The organism is Streptomyces sp. NPDC005402, assembly GCF_040606575.1.
GTDB lineage: Bacteria > Actinomycetota > Actinomycetes > Streptomycetales > Streptomycetaceae > Streptomyces.
In genome coordinates this window covers 118,574-138,676 of sequence record NZ_JBEXFB010000023.1, presented here as the reverse complement: position 1 = coordinate 138,676, position 20,103 = coordinate 118,574, and the positions used below count along the sequence as shown (strand labels likewise).

Here is a 20,103-nt window from a genome sequence, read left to right as displayed (position 1 = left end):
ACGACTTCGCCGCGGTCGATGAGGCCCTGGATGGAGGGTGGCCAGTCCCGTTCCAGGCTGGTAGTGATGGCGGCGTGGACGTCGGCGCATACCCTGCTCGGTGACGTGTTCGACGTCGCCGCCCGGGTAGTACAGGCGCACCCCGTTGCGGCTGGCGTCGCACAGGATTGCGTGGGCCTTCTGCATGAGCGTCGGCGAGCACCTGGGCGCCGTGCTTGGCGCCGAGACCGGTGAAGCTGAGAATCACGGCAGCGCCCGGGGGCCGAGAAAGAGGCTTCTCGTCGAGCTCCGGGACCAGAGCGCGTCCGAGTCGCGGCCTGGCTCACCTGATCACGGAATTCCATTCCCCGGCACAGCTTGACTTCTTCGTTGGGCAGCCAGTGAGTGCAAGCCGCTCTGTACTACGCGGGCCAGAACTGGAGGACGTGTTCCTCTACCTCGTACGCAGCAACGAGGAGGCGTCCCTTCCAGCGGTAGGGGGTTCGAGGTCGGGCCGGCTGAACAGGTGCTCCGGCGGCGGTTCCTGGAACATGTCGTCGGGGTCAGTGCCGGTTGTGAAACTGGCCGGGGCGTCGGTGGCGGTACAGGTGAAGGCTTCAATGTGGGTCCACTCCCCCGGCAGCGGCTCGGGTTCCTGGTCGTAGACGAGAAAGCTGATCTTGACCGGCTCCCACTCGGTGGAGCCTGCCGTGATGGTGAGACAGCTCTCGCTGTCGGTGGCAGTGACGCGGGTACGGGAGGACATGGAGGGCAGGGCGATGCCGTCGGGTTCTCCCATTCCGATGACGTAGAAGGCGTGGTTCAGGGTGGCCATTGAACGTAGAACTTGTCTCCGGGCAGGATGTGGTAGCGGCCGAAGAAGGTTCGGATGATGCCGCCCTGCCGGCGGTCCTCCTGCAACGGCACCCACTTGATGGACCGGTTGGGTGGGTTGTAAGTGTTGCCGCCCTGCGTGGTCTCGGCAAACGGGTACTCGTCGCAGGAGGGCTTGGTGCCGTCGTCGCTGGGGTCGACGGTCCACCAGATGTCGCTCGGCTTGGGCTGGACGCTCGGGCCACAGACTTCGCTTCGGTTCTGGTCGGCCTGGGCCTTGGCGGCCCGGGTGAGAGGAACGCTGGAGCCGGGGTAGCCGATGTGGAGTCCGGCGCCTTGGACCTTGCGGATATTGTCGCCGATCCCGGGCATGTTGGCCATGTCGGACAGCTTGGTCCAGTCCTTCTCGACCGAGATGCGGGTCGAGTAGACGCAGCCTGCGCCGTATTGACGGTCCTCGTCGTCGCAGCGGTAGGTGGATCCGACGTAGGCGGCTTCCCCGCTGGTGTAGCCCGCCTTCTTGAAGTCGAACTCGTAGCGGGTGGGGGCGGAGCGCGGGTGACCCCGGCTGACGGTGAAGGTGTGGTTCGCCGCACCGGTGCTGGCCGAGCCCAGGGTGAACGGGGAGGCGAGGCCGCCGCCGACGTGGACCTGGCAGCCGGATCCGCAGGAGGGGTGGAAGGTGGTGATGATGCCGCTGGCGTTGCCGGTTTTGCTGGCCTTGCCAACGGTGATCTTCTCGGACCACTTGAAGCTCTTGAGGTTCAGGTGGACCTCATGCCACACAGTGAATTTGGCGGTCCCGACGGTGCGGCCGTTCTTCTTCACACTGACCGTGATGGGCATGTGGTAGCAGTCCATCGTGCGGTTGACCGCAGTGGTCATGGGGTTGGGCTGCTTGCAGTACCCGGCCGGTTCGCCTGCCCGCGGCGTGACCGCCCTGTGAGGTTGTCGGCGCTGAAGTCGGACTTCGCCGTGCTGGTGGTGACGGTGATCTCGCTGGTTCCGCCGCGAGGAGCGGAGGCGGCGATGGTGCCGGTGGCAGCGATGGTCAGGGTCGCGGCCGTAGCGATCAGTTTGCTTCTGGTGAATGTTTCTCCCCCACTCCGACCGGCCACGTCGGCAACGGCACGATCCAGGCGAGGCCAGTTGCCACCACACCGCGCCGACACGGCTACACCCCTGGGCAGAGTGGATGACTCGGCACCGGAGCTACCACTTCCGGTTTCCCCGCGTCCAGCCAGCGTCCAGAATCCAGTGCCCATCCAGCCGTGGGAGCCATGTACCGCAAGTTCAACCGCGCCGAACTGGAACATCCGCGCAGGTCAGGGGCATCCGCGCTACCGACACCGAGGCCGAACTCACGAGCAGCAAATTCAGTCCGTTCAGGCAAAGTTGACGATCCGACAGGACAAAATGAACGTTTTCGCAGGTCAGAGGCCTACACGGGTGGGGCGGGTGGGACTCGAACCCACGGCCGACGGATCATGAGTCCTGTGAGGATCTCGGCGGGCCTCGCCGATCAACGTCGATCCAAGACGTTTTTGCAGGTCAACCTAGTGGCTCGTCACGCAGTACTGGCCAGGTAATCGGCCTGCTGGTCGTTGGGCAGCAGACTGTCTCCAAGATCTGATCTTGGAGGCGGTCGTGGGGCGTCGACCCAGTGTGTTCATCCGGCCGGTCAGCTTGAGGAGGGCCGGAAGCTGCTGAGGATCAGCCGCACGGCGAAGGACCCGGTGAAACTCCGTCGGGCGATCGTGGTGCTGATGTCCGCCCAAGGTCAGACCGTCAAGGACATCACCGTGCTGATGTAGGTCAGCGAGGACTACGTCCGCGACGTCATCCACGCCTTCAACGAGCAGGGGCTGGTCTCGTTGGACCCAAAATGGAGCGGGGGACGCCCCAAGACGATCAGTGACGAGGTGCGCGAGCACATCCGCCTGATCGCTCGGACGTCCCCCGCCGACTGGAAGATCACCGCGTTCTCCACCTGGAGCCTGAGCAAGCTCGCCGACCACCTCATCAAGCAGTAGGTGACCGCGGCCATCAGCCGGGAGACCCTGCGCCGGATCCTGCGCGCCGGCAAGGTCTCCTGAAAGACCACCACCACGTGGAAGGCTTCCACCGACCCGGAGTTCATCGCCAAGATGCACCGCGTCCTGGCGCTGTACGACACCCCGCCCGTCGACGGGCGGGTGATATGCGTCGATGAGTTCGGGCCGCTGAACCTGACCCCCCGCAGGGGCAAGGCGTGGGGGCTGGTGAGGCGTCCTCGCAGGCTGCGGGCCACCTACAACCGAATGCTCGCCGCCCTCGATCTGGCCACCGGCAAGCTGTACTACCGCATCCGCCCACGCAAGCGGTGGCGCGAGTTCCTCGACCTCCTCAAGGCTCTGCGTGCCCGCTGGCCCGGTCAGAAGCTGTGTGTGGTGCTGGACAACTTCTCCCCGCACAAGCACGCCAAGGTCCGCACCTGGGCAGCCGACCACGAGGTCGAGTTGGTCTTCCTGCCGACCTACGGCTCCTGGCTGAACTGGATCGAGGCCGAGTTCGCGGCCCTGCGCTACTTCGCACTCAACGGCACCGACCATCGCAGCCACGACGAGCAGAACGCCACCATCGCCGCCTACATCCGCTGGCGCAACACCCGCGCGGAGCCAAAGACGAACTTCGCGCCCGACTCGCCGATCCGGGCATGGACCGAATACCCGGCCAAGGCCGCGTGACAAGCCGTTAGATCACTTCCCGGAGCACGTCGTTCACCGGGGTGGCGCTTACGCCAAGGGTCTTCTCAGTCTCAGAGTAGTCGACGACGAACGGCTCGCCGGGCTTGGTGAGTACTTCGTGCATCTCCGCCCAGAACGGTTCCGTGAACGCGAGCAGGGTCAGGTCGCGTTCGGTCATCTCTTCCATCCGCGGTTCCGGTGCCCCCGCGAGTTCGGCCAGTCGCACTGCCAGTTCCCGCACCGACAGGGTCGCGGTGGGTGCGTGCCAGGCCCGGCCGTACGCCTGCTCGTTGCGGCTCGCGGCGACCAGCGTGCGTGCGGTGTCGCCGACCGCCGAGTAACTGTGCGGCACGTCGAGCTCTTGCGGCACCAGGACCAGCTTGCCTTCCATCACCTGCCGCTGCACCATGAGGCTGAACACTGAGACGGCGCCGGCGCCGTAGAACTGGGCGGCCCGCACCTCGGTGACCTTCACCCCTGAGGCCGCAGCCTCCTCCCATACCCGCGCCCTGGCCCGCCCCTTGGGGCCAGTTGCGGCCAGGGGGAGGTCGGGCGTGATCGGCCCACTTACCGGCCCATAGGCGTAGAGATTGCCGAGCATGACGTACGTGACCCCGGTCCGCTTCACCGCACTGAGGAGCGACGCCGACAAGATCGGAAACTGCTCAGGCCAGAGGTGGTACGGCGGCGCGGCAGTGGTGAAGAGCGTGTCCGCCCCCTCTACCAGCTCGGTGAGCCGGTCGGTGTCGGTCGCGTCCGCTGTGACCTTGTCGATGAGCGGGTGGTCGGGCCCGCCGCCGGTTCGGCTGATCATTCGCACCCGCTCGCCGTCCTCGGCCAGCAGCAGAGCGGTCTTCGACGCGGCGGCCCCGCGGCCCACGATCACATGAGATTTCATGTTGACAACGGTGCCGCTCCACGGCCTCCTAGGATAGTGGCCAGAATGCCAACCCTCCGGAGGATCTGGCCATGCACCGCGTCGCCGCAGTCATCGTGCCGCCCGTGCTCAGCTTCGACGTCTCGATTCCGCTCATGGTGTTCAACAGCGTCCCGCACTATGACGTGCGCGTCTGTACGGCGCGGCCCGGCCCGATGCCAACCGTCAACGGCCCCGCCATCGTGGTGCCGGACGGCCTGGACGCGGTGGAGGGCGCTGACACGGTCATCGCTGTCGGCAGCGGCGGCGAGCAGGCTCCCACGGAAGCCCTCGACGCCCTACGGAAAGCCGCGGCCACCGGCGCGCGGATCGCCTCCCTGTGTACGGGCGCTTTCGTACTGGCCCAAGCAGGCCTGCTCGACGGACTACGCGCCACGACCCACTGGGGACTGGCCGGCGACCTCGCCACTCGCTTCCCGTCCATCGCTGTGCAGCCCGACCTCCTCTTTGTCGAGGACGGCGGCATCTTCACCTCGGCGGGCGCAGCCGCCGCCATCGATCTGTGCCTGCATCTGGTCAGAATCGACTACGGCGCGGCGGTCGCCAACACGGCCGCGCGGCTCGCCGTCGTCCCTCCCGTACGCCCGGGCGGGCAGTCCCAGTTCATCGAGACACCGCTACCGCCGGAGCGCGGCACCTCTCTCGCCCTCACTCGCGTCTGGGCGCTCGAACACCTCGATCGCCCGCTCACCCTGGCCGACCTGGCCGATCACGCCAAGATGAGCGTGCGCACCCTCAGCCGGCGCTTCCACGCAGAGACTGGGCTGAGCCCGCTCCAATGGTTGCTGCACCAGCGCATCGACCGGGCCAGAGAGCTGCTGGAGACCACCGAGTTGCCCATGGATCAGGTAGCCCAGAAGAGCGGTCTGGGCAGCGCGGACTCCCTCCGCAAGCACATGGTCGGCCGGGTGGGCCTCACTCCCACGGCCTATCGCGCGAGCTTCAACCGAGCGCCCACTGGTGCCTCCCGCTGATGTTGGAAGCATGACCACGCTGCGGTAGGGCACCCCGTCCGCACTACGAGGGCCACGATCTGTTGCACCGTGCGCCTTCATGATCCGTCGACCAGAGCACTCCTACAGGGGGTCGACGTCCACGACCATCTCCGAGATCAGATCTTGAAGACCGTCTGCCGGCCGACGCGCAGCGGGTCGATTACCCGGCCAAGGCCGCGTGACAAGCCACTAGTTCCTTGCGGCGTCCTCTGAAGATCTTCCCGGTCGCGGCATCGACGGCGGCGGGAGCCTTACTGGCCACAACAAAGCCTCTGGACGTGGCGGTGGGTGATCAGACAGACGGCGAGTCCGAGGAAGGCTTCGTGGATGTCATCGCGTCGTTCCCAGCGGATGCGCAGCCAACGGAAGCCGTGCAGCCAGGAGGTTGGGTCGGCCGCGCGGCGAGGTGCTCACCATGAGGGCGACTCCTGTTCCGCGCGGCCTCCCGCCGAACCGGACATGACGGTTTCCCGGTCATCCGGCTCTCCAGTGACTACTGCGTGAGTGGCCTGGCTGGCCGTTCCGAATGAATACGGTCGTGGCAAGTGTCGCAGGCCAGGACGGTTTTGCGCCGTCGGTGAAGCATGACGCGCGCCCAATCGGAAGGCTGCCATCCGGCATGCGCAAGATCGGCGAGAGCGCGGACGTGGTGAACTTGCACGTTGCCCTTACTTCCGCAGATCTCGCAGGTATCCGCTAGGAGCCTCGCGATGAGTTCCTTCTGCGGATAGTCCACCCGTACCGGCTCACGATCGGCGAGTTCCGCCGCCCGCTGCCGTTGGAGAGGAATTCCACCGAATTGTGCCACCAGCGGCTTCCTGTTCTTCCGCTCGATACGGGCCTCGAAGCAGACTCGGGGCCCGTTGGGCGTGTCGATTCTGGCCTTGTGCTTGGCGGCCATCTTCGACACTGACGAGCGATGCTTGGCTGCAAGAGTCTTGAGCATAGAAGTCTCCATGACCCATTGCAGCCGGTGCAGCCGGAAGACATCCCCGGCAAGCAGGTAGTACTGGACGACACCCCGATAAACGGTCCCGTAGGTTGCCACGATTGCATGATCGCTGCTATTGGTCAGGGCCGTCGTCTTCGCGGGTTTTCCGCGATCCATATAAGGGGCGCACTTGGCTTTGATCACGTCCTGTGGGACACGGAGTGCTATCTGGCCGTTGATTCGACGGTAACGGCCAGTCTTCTTCGTGTCGTTGTGCTGGGTCGTGATCTCGTAGCCGAGAAACCTCGCTGCCCGGGTGCGGGCGTGAGTGATCAGCGTTTTATCCCGGGACAGTTCCAGCCTGAGTTCGTCACGCAGGAACTGGGCCAGGCGTTGTTTGATCTGCTCGGCCTCGGCTTTCGGTCCGGTGAAACCGAGGAGGTGATCATCCGCATAGCGTATATAGCGCAGCCTGCGGTATCCCGGATCGCCGGGATCCGCGCTCGGCAGGCTGACCATCTGCTGACGCAGCGCACGGGCCTGGACCCGGTCGCCGCGCCGGCGTGCTTTCGCCAGCAGATTCTGCAACTCCAGATATGCCGGGTTGCGGGCCCGGCGCTTCCCTCGGGTGTACTCCGGAATCAGAACTGTCTCGACGAACTCATCCAACTTGTGCAGGTAGATGTTGGACAGGATCGGGGAGGCCACTCCGCCTTGCGGCGCTCCGGAGAGCGTGGCGCCCCATCTCCAGTCCTCCAGGTATCCGGCCTTGAGCATGTTGCACACCAGCCGCAGGAACCGCTGGTCATGGATCTTCTCGCCGAGGATCGACAGCAGGACCTCGTGGTCCAGGCTGCTGAAACAGTCGGCGATGTCCCCTTCGATGAACCAAGACGTCCCGGTCCAGGTGTGGTCCACCTCCCGCAGAGCGGTATGGCAGCCCCGGCGGGGACGAAACCCATGAGAGTGGTCGGAGAACGTCGGCTCGTAATACGCCTCCAATAACAGGCGGACCACTTCACCGACGAGTTTGTCCGACCAGGTCGGTAGCCCCAGCGGACGCGTCTTCCCATTCTTCTTCGGGATATAAATGCGCCGGACCGGGCGGAAGCGGTAGCGCTCGTGGCGCATCGCCTCGGTGATCCGGTCAATCTTCCGCTGTGACATGCCGTCCACGGTTTCCGACGTGACCCCGGGCGTCATCGCACCATGGTTGGCGTAGATGCGCCCGTAGGCCAGCAGATACAACTGCGGGTTGAACAGCTGCCGATACAGTTCATCACACGGCAGGCCACGCCTGCCGCGTTCACGCAGGACACCCAGCACCGTTTTGGCGTTCTGCATTCCGCATACCTCCCGGGTTCAAGTGTCCGAATCACCTGGCCCCCTTCGCCCGATGCGGACGGCTTTCCCGTCCTCCTTGGCCGGTCGTGACTCCGGCGACTACTACGGGGCCTCCGTCGCCATAGGACTCGCATCCCGTAGGCGATCCCACGTTCGTCTCTGCTGTACGTTCTAGCGCGACACAGGCGTCCCACTCATCTCCTTGAATGTCCTCGCTGGACATCGCTCCGCACCCCGGAAGTGCCCCGGCCAACAATCGAAGGTGGAGCAGAGCGCGGCGCCGGTTTCAGCTGTCAATTCCGGCGGATGGGAACTTGCATCTTCTGGAGATTGGGATTCAAACAATCCAGTCTTCGCCATATCGCGCGGGCCGCCCAGCGCACCGTCCCTGACAACTGAGCCCGGTCGCTGGTTTTCTGACATGCTGTTGTCCCCTTCACCTTTCGGATCCAGGTAAGTCATCCGGCCCAGGAACCTCCTTCCGAGTTCCTCCCGGCTCAGCCGGGGATACAAACAGAGCGCCTCGTGGCGCACATGGTCCGCTCGACGACCCACCGAAACGTGCCCAGACCAGTGCCGTGCGGCTGTCCTCGTTCGGGGATTGCGGGTTGGATGCCGCGTTGCCGCAGCCGCCGGTACTTGTCGTGGTCGTAGCCGCGGTCGGCGAAGAGCATGTCGGGCCGCCTGCGCGGCCGGCCCACGACTCCGGCCACCGCCGGGATTTTGTCCAGCAGGGGCAGGAGTTGGGTGACGTCGTTGCGGTTGCCACCGGTCAGCGACACGGCGAGCGGAATCCCTTGGCCGTCGGTTATGAGGTGCTGTTTGCTGCCCGGGCGTGCGCGGTCGACCGGGCTGGGTCCGCTTTTGAACCCCGGCGTGCGGCCCGGACGTGGGAGGAGTCGATCACCGCCCGCGACCAGTCCAGCTGGTTCTTCGAACGCAGCTCTGTTCAGCAGAAGCCGGTGCAGCTGGTCCCAGACTCCCGCTTCGTTCCAGGCTGCCAGGCGGCGCCAGCAGGTCCTGCCCGAGCCGAAGCCCAGCTCTTGCGGGAGGTACTCCCACTGGATGCCGGTGTGCAGGACATGACATGCTCTCGGTCGCCTCGTGGGCGGCGTACCCCGTAGCCGCGACGTACGGCGCGTCGAAGGCAGCCGCGTGGAGCTACACCAACGCCGCCAGGCAGCAGCTCAAGACACAGGGGACCGAAGTCGTCGCCGTCCACGTCGGGCCGGGCGACACCGACATGCAGGCCGGCTTCGACGTCCCCAAGACCCCGCCGGCCGACGTGGCCCGCAGCGCCCTGGACGCGCTGGAGGCAGGCCGGCCCGAGGCCGTCGTCGACGAGATCAGCCGCAACGTGAAGTCCACGCTGCACGACGACCAGGCCCTGCTGTACCCGGCCCTCGAGGCGCAGTTCGCCGCGCAACTGGGCGACTGACCCACCAGAGGGCCGGCGTCAAGGTCGAGTCCGCAGCACTCAGGTCGAGAGCAGCCGAGTGTCGGTGTCGCGCCAGGCGCGATGCTGGCGCTGCAGGTAGGCGTCGAGGGTCGCCGGCCACCGGCCGATACTGCTTGACCTTGTTGATCCGCTTGATCCTGGGCGGCAGGTCGAAGTACAGCAGGGTGATCCCGAATCCGATTTCCGACTGGCCATGCGCTCGGTGTAGTTGAGTCTCCACGCCGAGGACATCGTCATCACCCTCCTCGGTATAGTCACAACGACTTCACCGGCCGACGCGCGCAGAGCCGCATGTTCGATCTGCTCGTGGACGCCCTCTGGTGCCCGAACCCCACGAGGGACCGGGCCTGCAGCAATCTAGGCATTCCCGGCTGCCTCCCCCCTCAGGAACTCCTGAAGCACCCCCAGCACGTCCTGGACCCCTTCCTTCGCCGTCCAGCACCCAGCAAAACATTATATTCGTAATATAATTTACCCATGCTCATGGCGGATGCCTCATCGGACTCACAGCCCGGAACGCAGGTCTGCCGGATCTCCGCCACCAACAACCTGAGGAATCACGCATGCTCGACAGCCTGTGGACCCCGACCGTCGCCGGAAAGATCTCCCTGCCGCACCGTCTGGCGATGTCCCCCCTGACCCGCAGCCGGGCCACCCCGGAAGGCGTGCCGACCGAGCTGAACGCCGAGTACTACGCCCAGCACGCCTCACACGCCCTCATCATCACCAAGGGCACCCAGCCCTCCGCCGACGGACAGGGCTACCCGGTAACCCCGGGCATCTACACCGACGAGCACATCGCCGGCTGGCGCAAGGTCACCGACGCCGTCCACAAGGCCGACGGACGCATCGTCATCCAGCTCATGCACGTCGGGCGCATCTCCCACCCCGACAACACCCCCCACCACCGGCAGCCGGTGGCCCCCTCCGCCATCAAGCCGGCAGACCAGATGTTCACCGCCTCCGGGATGCAGAAGATGCCGGAGCCGCGCGAGCTGACCACCGAAGAGGTCGCCGCGACGGTCGACGACTTCCGCCGCGCCGCCGCGGCCGCCATCGCCGCAGGCGCCGACGGCGTCGAGATCCACGGCGCCAACGGCTACCTGGTTCACCAGTTCCTGGCCACCAACACCAACCAGCGCACCAACCAGTACGGCGGCTCCCTCGACAACCGCATCCGCTTCGCGGTGCAGGTCGCCACCGCCGTGGCCGACGAGATCGGAGCCGACCGCACCGGCATCCGGCTCTCCCCCGGCAACCCCTTCCAGCTCGGCGACCTCACCGAGGACGACACCCACGAGCTCTACCCGGCACTCGTACGCGCCCTCGCCCCCCTCGGCCTCGCCTACCTGCACCTCGCCCACGGCGGCGACGAGGAACTCCTGGGCACGCTGCGCGAGCTGTGGCCGAACACGCTGATCCTCAACCGCGCCGGCACCGACATCGCCACCCGGGCCAAGGACATCGAGAACGGCATCGCCGACGTCGTCACCGTGGGCTCGATGGCACTCGCCAACCCCGACCTGGTCGAGCGCGTACGAGCCGGCGCACCCCTGAACACCCCCGACCCCGCCACCTTCTACGGCGGCGGCGCGGCCGGCTACACCGACTACCCCACCTACGCCGCCTGACCAGAACGCCCGGCGCCCGAGGTGTTCACCTTCCTCGGGCGCTTCGGCGTACACATGGCGCAGCCAGGCAGCTGAACATGCGCTCACGATGCGAGCGGTGCGGCGGCGATGACCACGCGGTCCCGCCTCGCGGCTCCCAGTCCGGACTCGCCGCACCGGAGGTGGACCCGGCCCACATCCCCTCACGAGGGCATCCGCGTCGCGGCCTCCTCAAATGAATCACCTGTCGACCATAATATTACGTGCGTCAGGTCACAGATTAGGATGGGATACGAGGCAAACGGCCTGGCGGAGTTGATGGAGGAACCCTGTGGCGCGCTACACCAAGGAGCACAAGCAGGTGACGCGGCAGCGGATCATCGAGCGGGCCGGCCACCGGTTCAAGCAGGACGGCATCGACGGCTCGGGCATCTCCACGCTGATGTCGGACGCCGGACTCACCAACGGGGCCTTCTACGCCCACTTCGAGTCCAAGGACGACCTCGTCGCCCACGTCGTCGCCGAGCAGCTGCGCGCGCAGGTGGAGCAGTTCGGCGCGCTGCGGCCCGGCCGCGAGGGCCTTGAGGATCTCATCCGCTCGTACTCTGTCGCCCGAGCACCGGGACAACCCCGGCAACGGTTGTCCGAACGCCGCCCTGCTGGACGAGATCGGCCGCTGCGGTGACGGAACCAAGGTCGCCTACACCCACGGCGCCAAAGCCATCGTGGACGAGTTCGCCGCCCGTCTGAATCCGGAGGATCCGCAGTCCGCCCGCGGTCAGGCCGTCGGGCTCTTCACCCTGGCGGTGGGAACGCTGCAGCTGTCCCGCGCGCTCTCCGACCAAAAGTTCTCCGACGAGGTCCTCGAGCAGGGAACCGAGAACGCCCTCGCCATCGCGCGATGCACGTCAGCACCGGCTTAATGACCTGGCACGGGCCGGGACGCCGGTGCCGCGTGAGCGGGTGGTCCCCGGGACAACTGCGATCTCGGGAGCGGCCGGCGCGGGGGTCCTGCGCTCGTACGGCGGCTGACTCTGCGCCCGTTCGAAATACGCCGTAGCGGCAGTGCAGGTCCTGGGCCTGGGTCCTGGTGCCCGAACGGGACGTCGGCCGGTCTCCGCATCGCCATCCTGCACGACAACCGCCCCGGCGCCGCAGGGCCGAGAGGCGAGCAGGTCAGTTACGTCGAACACGTGACGAGAGCCGTGACGCCCGCCGGGCGTCACGGCTCTGAGTCAGCGTCCTTGGCCCCGTACGCACACCGCACCGCGGCCCTACGGCCGGCCGAAGAACTCGAGAGCCGTCGGCACGAACTGCTCGTGGTACTGGAAGATGCCGCCGTGTCCGCCGTCGGGGTAGATCACCAGCTCGGAGTTCGGCAGTCGCCGGTCCATGTCGTACGAGTTCGACGTCGGAACCATCTTGTCGTTGTCACCGTTGGCGACGAGCACGGGCTGCTGGATGCGGGAGAGATCCTGCGGCCGTGCCAGCCCCCAGCGGTGGATGGCCTTGAGCTGGGAGAAGTAGGAGGTGAGGCGGATCGCCTTGTCCCGGTCCTGGGTGCGCTCCTTCAGGCGGCCCAGGAACTCCTTGCCGGCCCGAATCCCGTTCGGGGTGCGGGTGAAGAAGAGGAACTGCTTCACGTCCTGAAGGGTGAGCAGCGCCCGCAGGGTGTCGAAGTGGGAGATCCGGGTGACGTTCTTGATGCCCTCGCCTCCGGCCGGACCGGTGCCCGCGAGGATCAGCCTGCGGATGAGCTGCGGATCGGTCTGTGCGATCACCTGGGCGATCATGCCGCCCATCGAGACGCCGAGGACGTCGACCTGCTCGAAGCCCAGCGCCCGGATGAAGGTGACGGCGTCCTTGGCCATCTCCTCGATGGTCTTCGGCGCCACGCCGCTGGACGCGCCCACACCCCTGTTGTCGAACGTGATCACCCGATGCTTGGCGGCGATGCCGTCGACGACCCGGGGGTCCCAGTTGTCCAGGACCGCGGCGAGGTGCGTGATGAAGATGACCGGCATGCCGGTCCGGGGGCCGAGGTCGCGGTACGCGAAGGTCACTCCGTCGGCGGTGACGGTGCGGGTCTGCGCGTTCTTGTACGACGTCACCAGGTCACCATGTGTTTCGCGTGCGCTCACGGTCGTGCCCTTCGATGCGAGAGTTACCGCCACCATGCGTCCAGCCTCTGCTTCCTCGCAGGTGGACACAGAGCGGTTCCCAGGTCTCCCGGCTGCGGCTGCAGTCCGGAGTCGGCGGTCAGAGGAGGCCCAGGAAGTGGGAACCCTCTTGGATCAGGTCTTGAACGACCCGACCATTGAAGTATGGCCATACTTTCATGGGGGCGCAAGTGGTCGAGTCGAACGCGATGCCCAGCGGCGGAATCACAGGTTCCGCCGAGCCTCGCGGCGCACAGTACAGCGCACCACCAGGGCAGGAGCAGCGGCTGACCTCCGCCGACAGCGCGAGACGCCGGTCGTGGCCGACGAGTCGTCGACGTCCGGCCCCGGACCGGTGACAGCCGATGATCTGTACGACGGTCAGGACATCGATGCTCGGCGTGAGGACCATGCCTGGCTCCGCCCCGGATTCCAGGACGAGCCGGGCCTGAGCCCGCACCGTCGACTACGCCAACGCCCGCCTCAGCCCCGACCCCGCGCCGCCGGTATGGCGCATAGCCCACTTGCACGCGCAGCAGACCTGGCCCAGCGCCTCCGGTGCCCTTCTCCTCGACTTCAGACAGAACAGCGTGGGCCGGCCCACAAGGTCCGCGCGCACGGAGTGGCCGGGACGGTTATCGCGGCGCGACGTGCCGAGGTCACCGAGGACGGCGAGTGTGCGCACGGCCCCGGCATCCGGCCCTGGCAACCGACCGACTCACCCTGAGCGGCGCCGACGACACCTTCCCACCGACCATGACCTTCCACAGATTTGGCTGCGCCGAGCTCACGGGCCGGCCGGAAGGCATCCCGGTCGATGACGCGGTGAGCGCCGTCGCCATCAAGGTCCGACCCGCACTCAACCTGGAACTGTCTGGAACTGTCGCGGTGTTCACTCGTGCTCCTGCGCCAACCGGAATCCTGCCGCTGGACTGGACGAAGTGACAGCCCACCGGCGACGCCGTGCCGGCTGCATCGGCGAGGGCACGCACCATCACCGTCTCGGTCCGCTCGCCGACGACCACATGCCCAGCTGGGTGGCTGGGCGGAGGCATCGGGACATGTGCCCTGCTGCCCGACGGGCACATCCGTGAGGTGACCACGACCGTTTCGACGGCAACGAGCTCGTACCCGATGACTGGACCGCCGTCCACCGTCGCGGTACCCAGATCGGCTGACTGATCCCGGTTCCGGTCGGCCGTGCCCGCCGAGGTCGGCGAGGTCGGCGAGGTCGGCGAGGTCGGCGAGGTCGGCGAGGTCGGCGAGGTCGGCGAGGTCGGCGAGGTCGGCGAGGTCGGCGAGGTCGAACGCGCTGCGGCGGTGGCGGTCGCGCCTCAGGCAGACCACGTCGTCGCGGTCGTCGGCGACACGGTACGCCTGACCGGGGAAGGCCGCTCCACGGTGACGCCGGAGCTCATGGGCGGTCAGATCGCACTCCTCGACGCCCTCAGAAGCTCGACCGGCCCCTCGCCGTCCTCCAGGGCAAGCCCTCGACGCGGCCAGCGTGGGAAACCCAGACCGCGAGGGCGTCGGAATTCGGGGTTATTGAATTACGTTCACAATACAATACATTGAAGGAGCCGCTGGAGGGCGAGTGGCCCACCCGGCACGTAGAGGAGTGTGCGGTGCGATACAGGAGAGAGCACAAGCAGGCGACCAGGCAGAGGATCATCGAGACTGCGGGCCGCCGCTTCAAGGAGGACGGCATCGACGGCTCGGGCATCACGGCGCTCATGAAGGACGCCGGGCTGACCAACGGCGCCTTCTACACCCACTTCACATCCAAGGACGACCTCGTGGCCACCACGATCGCCGACCAGCTGCAGGCCCAGAACGCGATCATCGTCGCGCACGCGGAACCAGGCCGCGCCGGCCTCGAACAGATCGTGCGCTGGTACCTGTCCCCCTGGCACCGCGACAGCCGTGACGTCGGCTGCCCCTCCGCCGCCCTGCTCGACGAGATAGGGCGCTGCACCCACCCGACCAAGCAGGCTTACACCGAGGGCGTACTGGCAGTCGCCGACGGCATCGCCGCCCGCCTGGCGCCCGACGACCCGCTCTCGGTCCGCCCCATGGCACTCGGCTCGTACGCCATGATGGCTGGCACACTCCAGCTCTCCCGGGCCCTCGCCGACCCGCAGCTCGCCGACCAAGTCCTCGACCAGGGCATCCACAACGCCCTCGCGCTCCTGGGCGTCGAGCACGGACGGGACACCAGGAGGGCGCACTGACCGGCGTGCACGCGGACACTTCGGAGCGCGCCGCGCCCTCCGCACTGCGCCAACACCTCACATGCGGCGCGACACGTGTACGGGAAAAGAGGTGTCCACTCGACACCCGGAGCCTGCGCGCGGCGCCGCCCACCCCCTGCGCTCGGGCACGAACGTCGCGGACCATCCACGAGTGGTCCACCGGAACCGCCGCCGGCTCGGTGAACCGGCGGCCCCGGACAGTCGCCTCGGTCAGGCGTCATGCCCACCTGGAAGGTCATGTCGTCTGCCGAGAGGTGCCGCTGAACAGCACGAAATCGGCATGGGTGCCCAGCAGCCAGGCCGCCTGACTGACCGGAGGCGTGACCTCGTAGCACCGTCGGTCACGGATCAGTGCCCAGATGACGTTGACGCGTCAGCGCCACGGTGAGCGCAGCCTGGATGTGCTTCTGACCACTGGTCAGCGTCCGTCACGGCCCGAACTCGCGGAAGTTGTACGACCGCAAAACGCGCCGAATGGCCAAGGCGCCCGGGGAGTCGCCTTCGTAACCACCACTCCCGCCACCTCGGGTGCGTTCCCGACCCTCTCCCCTATGACAACGGCGCCTTTGACGGTCCGCCCCCGCCCGACCGCCTCTACTGTCTGCCGCGTTGTACACCGGGCCTCCGCCGGGCCATTGCCTTCCACCCCTCGCCGGACCTATGGTCTGCCGAACGTAATATTAAGATCGCTATTCCACTCGGCACCGTCAGCGTCAGAGACGAGGCATGCCGTGAGTGACGTCCCCTTCCAGTCCGCCGTGCAGCAGTCACGCGCACTGGCCGCGGGTGAGATCTCGAGCCGGGAACTCGTCGAGATCTATCTCGAGCGGATTGCCGTCCACAACACCGCACTGAACGCGGTGGTGACCCTGGACCCCGAGCGTGCACGCCGCGAGGCGGGGAAAGCCGACGCCGAGCGGGCGGCCGGGCAGAGCCTCGGCCCCCTGCACGGCCTGCCGATCACCGTCAAGGACAGCTACGAGACAGCAGGCATGCGCACCGTCTGCGGGCGTATGGATTTCAAGGACTACGTGCCCGACCAGGACGCCGAAGCGGTCAAGCGGCTGCGCGCGGCCGGTGCGGTGATCATGGGCAAGAGCAACATGCCTCCGGGCAACCAGGACGTCCAAGCTGACAACCCGGTATTCGGCCCCTCATCGAACCCGTGGGACACCACCCGCACCTCGGGCGGATCCGCCGGCGGCGGCGCCGTCGCCACCGCCGGGGGCCTCACCACGTTCGACTTCGGCTCGGAAATCGGTGGATCGACCAGGATCCCGTCCCACTTCAACGGCCTGTACGGCCACAAGTCGACCTGGCGGTCGATCCCGCTCATCGGACATGTGCCCTACGGCCCGGGCGCCGGACGATGGACGGAAGCCGACATGGCCTGCGGCGGCGCGCAGGTCCGCGACGCTCGTGATCTCGTCCCGATCCTGCGGGCGACGGTCGGGCCGGCCGACTACGACAGCGGTTTCGGCTACACGCTCGCACCGCCGCGCGCGACCAGGCTCGCCGACTTCCGTGTCGCGGTCTGGAGCGAGGATCCCTCGTGTCCGGTCGACAGCGACATCATGGAGGCCATGGATGACGCGGTCACCGTGCTGCGTACGGCCGGTGCGAAGATCACCGTCCAGCCCGCGAGCCTCCCCGTCGACCTCGCGACCAATCACGGGAAGGCCTTTTCGCCCCTGCTCTTCGGCGCGGGCGACCGCACCGGCCTCTCCCCTGCCCCCAGTGCCGCGACCCTGGCCCGGTTCGTCCAGCACCCGCGGGGCGACGCCGGACCCGCCCTGCGCGGAACCTTCCAGTCCCACTTCCACTGGCTGCAGGCCCACATGGTGCGGAACGAACTCCGGCAGCGCTGGTACGAGTTCTTCCAGGACTTCGACATCGTGCTCATGCCGGTCACCCCGACGGCCGCCCCCGCCCATCACAACAAACTGATCGACTGGTTCGGGCGGCCCTTCGAGGTCGACGGTGTACGACGTCCCTACTGGGACCAGGTCAAGTGGAGCGCCGTCGCCAACGTCTCCGGAGGGCCGGCCGCCACGACCATCCCCGTACGCAAGGGCAGAAGCGGACTGCCCATCGGTCTGCAGGCCATGGGCCCGAGCGGAGGCGATCTCACCACCATCGAATTCGCCGCCCTGCTCGGCCGGGAGGTAGACGGCTTCGTACCGTCTCCGGCCCTCGTCCAGATCTGACTGCCCAACCCAGGCAACCAGGAAGGCGACGCGCACCACCCGACCCGCAACGTGTCACGGCTGCCGATTCCGCCTGCCAGTTCTTCGGAGCACACCGCGACCTCCTCAGCGACGACCGCATCGCATCGCGTACGACGTCTTCGGCGCCGCAGCAAACCGGATCGCAACCCGGCCAAGGTCGCGGCCAGGTCGTAGATCTCGTACAGGGCGATCCTGCCGGGCGCTCCTGTTCGGGAAGTCTCGGAGGCCCTCGCAGGCTCAAGGGCGCGACGCCGATCCGAGCCCCAGCGGGCCTGTTGCCGCTGGGGCAAGCATCCCTCTACATGTTGATCATGTGGCCGGCGAGGCCGTGGACGGCTTCCTTGACCGCTTCGCCGAGGGTGGGGTGGGCGTGCACGTTGCGGGCGATCTCGTGGACCGTGAGGTCCCACTGCTGGGCCAGGGTCAGCTCGGGCAGGAGTTCGGTGACGTCGGGGCCGATGAGGTGTCCGCCCAGGAGCTCGCCGTACTTGGCATCGCTGATCAGCTTCACGAAGCCGGTCGCGTCGCCCAGGCCGTGGGCCTTGGCGTTCGCGGTGAACGGGAACTTGGCGACCTGGACGTCGAAGCCCTTCTCCCTGGCCTGCGCCTCGGTGTAGCCGAAGCTGGCGATCTGCGGCTGGCAGAAGGTGGACCTCGGGATCATCACATAGTCCAGCTCCATGGTCTCCGCGTCCGCGATCGTCTCGGCGGCGACCACGCCCATCGCCTCGGCGGCGTGCGCCAGCATCAGCTTCGCGGTGACGTCGCCGATGGCGTAGATGTGCGGGACGGAGGTGCGGCAGCGTCCGTCGACGTCGATCGCGCCGCGCTCGGTGACCCGCACACCGGTGTTCTCCAGGCCGTAGCCGGTGACGTTCGGTGCGAAGCCGATCGCCTGCAGGACCTTGTCGGCCTGAAGGACCTGCTGGGCGCCGTCCTTGCCGGTGACGGTGACCCGGACCTGCGGACCGGACTCGTCGATCGACTCGACACGGGTCGAGGTGAGAACGTCGATGCCCAACTTGCGGTACTGCTTGGCCAGTTCGGCGGAAACCTCGGCGTCCTCCAGCGGGGCGATCCGGTCCAGGAACTCGACGACGGTGACCTTCACGCCGTAGTTGTGCAGGACGTAGGCGAATTCGACGCCGATGGCCCCGGCGCCCGCGATGACGATGGACTGCGGCAGGTCGTCGGCGAGGATCTGCTCCTCGTACGTCACCACGCGCGAGGTACGGCGGGTGCCGGGCAACAGCTTGGGGGTCGCCCCGGCGGCGATGATGCAGTGATCGAAACCGATGGTGCGGGTGTTGCCGTCGTAGTCGGCCACCTGGAGCGTGTGCGGGTCGAGGAACGTGCCGCGACCGCTGACTTCCGTGATCTTGTTCTTCTTCATCAGGTAGTGGACGCCCTTGACCCGGCCGTCCGCGACCTTCCGGCTGCGGCGGAAGGCCTCCCCGTAGTCGAAGGAGACCTCACCTTCGGCCTTGATGCCGAAGGTCTTCGCCTCGCGCGTGAAGATGTGCGCCAGCTCGGCATTGCGCAGCAGTGCCTTGGTGGGGATACAGCCCACGTTCAGACAGACGCCACCCCAGTACTTCTCCTCGACGACCGCGACACGCTTGCCCAGTTGGGCGGCCCTGATGGCGGCTACATATCCGCCGGGGCCCGCGCCGAGTACGACGACGTCGAAGCGCTCACTCTGCTCGTCCATGGACTGCTTCCTTTCCGCTGGGGCGGGCCACCCCCGCGAAGGGCGGACTCACTCCCGATCGAACGATCTTTTCATCAATACGCCGGCGGCGGCATCCGCCAGCTCCCGCAGCAGGGAAACGGTGGAGGCGACCGTATGGTCCACCATCTCGAACGGCGGCTTCCCGACGTCAGCTTCAGCGCCACGCAGCGGTGATCTATGCCCGGCCAGCTGTTGTCGTGCGCCCTGCCGCACGGGGGCGTTGACTGTCAGGCGGCGGTCTCCCTCGGCTGCGGGGAGGAGTCCTCCGCCCGCAACACATAGGCCGCAGCGCCGGCGAAGGAAGCCTCGACGACAAGAACGGCGATCAGCAGCGGATGGGGCCACCCATCCGCCGCGATGCTGACCACGCGCCCCACAGCCAGGCCGCTCATGAAGGTGAACAGCGTGATGAGCGAAGTCCTGGTGTACCGCGGATTGGAGGCTCCCAGGCAGAACAAGATCGCCACGGCTACGAACAGTGACCCGGAACCGCTCCTGAAAATGTTCGCCTGCGATGGCGACTGGATGTCGACCCCGTAGACGTCGAGCAAGAGGTGGGGAGCCAGGAGATAGATCAACCCGATCACGGCGATCCCGAGGCCCGCGGAACCAAGAACCATCTTCTTCAGGCTCATCTTTCTGATACCTCCGGTGTGGGAGCTCATCGAAGAAGCTCCGGAACATGTGGCACGAACTGCTCGTGGTGCTCGTGGTGCTGGAAGACGCCGCCATGGCCGGCATCGGGGCAAATCCGAGTGAGGCGTTCGGCAGGCGATGCGCGAGGCCGAACGATGCTCGTGTGGGAAGCCTGCCGCCGTCCCCGGCGTTCGCGACCAGAACGGGATACCGGGTCGGCACGATGCGACGCAGCACACTGATGCCCGGGGACGCACCCGTCACGAGAGCCACCAGCCGTG

At 67.0% G+C, this 20,103-nt stretch carries 18 protein-coding genes and 3 pseudogenes; 11 read left to right on the top strand and 10 right to left on the bottom strand.

Annotated elements, in window-relative coordinates; translation table 11 throughout:
* Nucleotides 1–433 precede the first annotated feature (433 nt).
* Complete coding sequence (locus tag ABZT02_RS35470) at nucleotides 434–814, bottom strand: hypothetical protein (RefSeq protein ID WP_356025106.1); 381 nt, start codon at nucleotides 812–814, stop codon at nucleotides 434–436.
* Nucleotides 802–1,659 (bottom strand): NucA/NucB deoxyribonuclease domain-containing protein, encoded by an 858-nt coding sequence (locus ABZT02_RS35465; protein WP_356025104.1) that lies wholly within the window; start codon nucleotides 1,657–1,659, stop codon nucleotides 802–804. The genes ABZT02_RS35470 and ABZT02_RS35465 overlap by 13 nt, the downstream gene beginning before the upstream one ends.
* A 995-nt stretch (nucleotides 1,660–2,654) precedes the next feature.
* Here ABZT02_RS35465 and ABZT02_RS35460 point away from each other — a divergent pair.
* Together ABZT02_RS35460 and ABZT02_RS35455 are read left to right on the top strand one after the other, a co-directional pair.
* Entirely contained in the window at nucleotides 2,655–2,846 is a 192-nt protein-coding gene (locus tag ABZT02_RS35460) for a helix-turn-helix domain-containing protein (RefSeq protein ID WP_356025162.1), read from the top strand.
* A 114-nt stretch (nucleotides 2,847–2,960) separates the two neighbouring features.
* Nucleotides 2,961–3,539, top strand: a complete 579-nt coding sequence (locus tag ABZT02_RS35455; protein ID WP_356025101.1) for an IS630 family transposase — start codon at nucleotides 2,961–2,963, stop codon at nucleotides 3,537–3,539.
* A 7-nt stretch (nucleotides 3,540–3,546) separates the two neighbouring features.
* On the opposite strand, the gene ABZT02_RS35450 is transcribed toward ABZT02_RS35455, so the two are convergent.
* Nucleotides 3,547–4,425: an NAD-dependent epimerase/dehydratase family protein gene (locus tag ABZT02_RS35450; protein ID WP_356025099.1), complete on the bottom strand. Its 879-nt coding sequence runs from the start codon at nucleotides 4,423–4,425 to the stop codon at nucleotides 3,547–3,549.
* Nucleotides 4,426–4,508: 83 nt separating this feature from the next.
* Between ABZT02_RS35450 and ABZT02_RS35445 the strand changes: the two genes are divergently transcribed.
* Nucleotides 4,509–5,450: a helix-turn-helix domain-containing protein gene (locus ABZT02_RS35445; RefSeq protein WP_356025097.1), complete on the top strand. Its 942-nt coding sequence runs from the start codon at nucleotides 4,509–4,511 to the stop codon at nucleotides 5,448–5,450.
* Nucleotides 5,451–5,722: 272 nt separating this feature from the next.
* Here the strand turns inward: ABZT02_RS35445 and ABZT02_RS35440 are convergent.
* The 3 genes and pseudogenes from ABZT02_RS35440 to ABZT02_RS35430 all read right to left on the bottom strand — a co-directional run.
* Nucleotides 5,723–5,851: pseudogene (locus ABZT02_RS35440) on the bottom strand (IS5/IS1182 family transposase); the annotation flags it as partial.
* A 113-nt stretch (nucleotides 5,852–5,964) separates the two neighbouring features.
* Complete coding sequence (locus ABZT02_RS35435; protein WP_356025094.1) at nucleotides 5,965–7,746, bottom strand: reverse transcriptase domain-containing protein; 1,782 nt, start codon at nucleotides 7,744–7,746, stop codon at nucleotides 5,965–5,967.
* Between the two features lie 533 nt (nucleotides 7,747–8,279).
* Nucleotides 8,280–8,831, bottom strand: a pseudogene (locus ABZT02_RS35430) (IS5 family transposase); the annotation flags it as partial.
* Between the two features lie 2 nt (nucleotides 8,832–8,833).
* Between ABZT02_RS35430 and ABZT02_RS35425 the strand changes: the two are divergent.
* From ABZT02_RS35425 to ABZT02_RS35415, 3 genes and pseudogenes are all read left to right on the top strand, one after another.
* Nucleotides 8,834–9,184 (top strand): SDR family NAD(P)-dependent oxidoreductase, encoded by a 351-nt coding sequence (locus ABZT02_RS35425; protein WP_356025092.1) that lies wholly within the window; start codon nucleotides 8,834–8,836, stop codon nucleotides 9,182–9,184.
* A 584-nt stretch (nucleotides 9,185–9,768) separates the two neighbouring features.
* Complete coding sequence (locus ABZT02_RS35420; RefSeq protein ID WP_356025089.1) at nucleotides 9,769–10,836, top strand: alkene reductase; 1,068 nt, start codon at nucleotides 9,769–9,771, stop codon at nucleotides 10,834–10,836.
* Between the two features lie 310 nt (nucleotides 10,837–11,146).
* Nucleotides 11,147–11,738, top strand: a pseudogene (locus ABZT02_RS35415) (TetR/AcrR family transcriptional regulator).
* 351 nt (nucleotides 11,739–12,089) lie between these two features.
* On the opposite strand, the gene ABZT02_RS35410 reads toward ABZT02_RS35415, so the two are convergent.
* Nucleotides 12,090–12,956, bottom strand: coding sequence for an alpha/beta hydrolase (locus ABZT02_RS35410; protein ID WP_356025087.1), 867 nt, complete (start codon nucleotides 12,954–12,956; stop codon nucleotides 12,090–12,092).
* Between ABZT02_RS35410 and ABZT02_RS35405 the strand changes: the two genes are divergently transcribed.
* The 5 genes from ABZT02_RS35405 to ABZT02_RS35385 all read left to right on the top strand — a co-directional run bounded on the left by ABZT02_RS35405 (nucleotide 12,838) and on the right by ABZT02_RS35385 (nucleotide 17,433).
* The gene (locus ABZT02_RS35405; RefSeq protein ID WP_356025160.1) at nucleotides 12,838–13,701 is read left to right on the top strand and encodes an alpha-L-rhamnosidase N-terminal domain-containing protein; all 864 of its coding nucleotides are present in this window, start codon (nucleotides 12,838–12,840) and stop codon (nucleotides 13,699–13,701) included. The two genes, ABZT02_RS35410 and ABZT02_RS35405, sit on opposite strands and share 119 nt — an antisense overlap.
* 29 nt (nucleotides 13,702–13,730) lie before the next feature.
* On the top strand, nucleotides 13,731–13,919 hold the full coding sequence (locus tag ABZT02_RS35400) for a hypothetical protein (protein ID WP_356025084.1): 189 nt from the start codon (nucleotides 13,731–13,733) through the stop codon (nucleotides 13,917–13,919).
* Between the two features lie 255 nt (nucleotides 13,920–14,174).
* The gene (locus ABZT02_RS35395; protein ID WP_356025170.1) at nucleotides 14,175–14,549 is read left to right on the top strand and encodes a hypothetical protein; all 375 of its coding nucleotides are present in this window, start codon (nucleotides 14,175–14,177) and stop codon (nucleotides 14,547–14,549) included.
* Between the two features lie 50 nt (nucleotides 14,550–14,599).
* Nucleotides 14,600–15,205 (top strand): TetR/AcrR family transcriptional regulator, encoded by a 606-nt coding sequence (locus tag ABZT02_RS35390; RefSeq protein ID WP_356025082.1) that lies wholly within the window; start codon nucleotides 14,600–14,602, stop codon nucleotides 15,203–15,205.
* A 752-nt stretch (nucleotides 15,206–15,957) separates the two neighbouring features.
* Nucleotides 15,958–17,433 carry an amidase gene (locus ABZT02_RS35385; RefSeq protein ID WP_356025080.1) on the top strand — a complete coding sequence of 492 codons (1,476 nt, stop codon included), beginning with the start codon at nucleotides 15,958–15,960 and terminating at the stop codon, nucleotides 17,431–17,433.
* A gap of 319 nt (nucleotides 17,434–17,752) precedes the next feature.
* Here ABZT02_RS35385 and lpdA read toward each other — a convergent pair whose 3' ends face one another.
* Genes lpdA through ABZT02_RS35370 form a run of 3 tightly spaced genes read right to left on the bottom strand, consistent with a single transcriptional unit; the run spans nucleotide 17,753 to nucleotide 19,821 of the window.
* Complete coding sequence (lpdA, locus tag ABZT02_RS35380) at nucleotides 17,753–19,165, bottom strand: dihydrolipoyl dehydrogenase (RefSeq protein ID WP_356025077.1); 1,413 nt, start codon at nucleotides 19,163–19,165, stop codon at nucleotides 17,753–17,755.
* Between the two features lie 48 nt (nucleotides 19,166–19,213).
* On the bottom strand, nucleotides 19,214–19,399 hold the full coding sequence (locus tag ABZT02_RS35375) for a hypothetical protein (protein WP_356025075.1): 186 nt from the start codon (nucleotides 19,397–19,399) through the stop codon (nucleotides 19,214–19,216).
* 14 nt (nucleotides 19,400–19,413) lie between these two features.
* A complete protein-coding gene (locus tag ABZT02_RS35370) occupies nucleotides 19,414–19,821 on the bottom strand; it encodes a DUF4345 domain-containing protein (protein WP_356025073.1) in 408 nt (135 codons plus the stop codon).
* Between the last annotated feature and the right edge of the window lie 282 nt (nucleotides 19,822–20,103).

Excerpts from the sequence above, each read along its gene's own strand:
- ABZT02_RS35470 (WP_356025106.1), bottom strand. The coding sequence starts at position 814 with ATGGCCACCCTGAACCACGCCTTCTACGTCATCGGAATGGGAGAACCC.
- ABZT02_RS35465 (WP_356025104.1), bottom strand. The coding sequence starts at position 1,659 with ATGCCCATCACGGTCAGTGTGAAGAAGAACGGCCGCACCGTCGGGACC.
- ABZT02_RS35455 (WP_356025101.1), top strand. The coding sequence starts at position 2,961 with ATGCACCGCGTCCTGGCGCTGTACGACACCCCGCCCGTCGACGGGCGG.
- ABZT02_RS35445 (WP_356025097.1), top strand. The coding sequence starts at position 4,509 with ATGCACCGCGTCGCCGCAGTCATCGTGCCGCCCGTGCTCAGCTTCGAC.
- ABZT02_RS35435 (WP_356025094.1), bottom strand. The coding sequence starts at position 7,746 with ATGCAGAACGCCAAAACGGTGCTGGGTGTCCTGCGTGAACGCGGCAGG.
- ABZT02_RS35425 (WP_356025092.1), top strand. The coding sequence starts at position 8,834 with ATGCTCTCGGTCGCCTCGTGGGCGGCGTACCCCGTAGCCGCGACGTAC.
- ABZT02_RS35420 (WP_356025089.1), top strand. The coding sequence starts at position 9,769 with ATGCTCGACAGCCTGTGGACCCCGACCGTCGCCGGAAAGATCTCCCTG.
- ABZT02_RS35405 (WP_356025160.1), top strand. The coding sequence starts at position 12,838 with ATGCCGGTCCGGGGGCCGAGGTCGCGGTACGCGAAGGTCACTCCGTCG.
- ABZT02_RS35400 (WP_356025084.1), top strand. The coding sequence starts at position 13,731 with ATGACCTTCCACAGATTTGGCTGCGCCGAGCTCACGGGCCGGCCGGAA.
- lpdA (WP_356025077.1), bottom strand. The coding sequence starts at position 19,165 with ATGGACGAGCAGAGTGAGCGCTTCGACGTCGTCGTACTCGGCGCGGGC.
- ABZT02_RS35370 (WP_356025073.1), bottom strand. The coding sequence starts at position 19,821 with ATGAGCCTGAAGAAGATGGTTCTTGGTTCCGCGGGCCTCGGGATCGCC.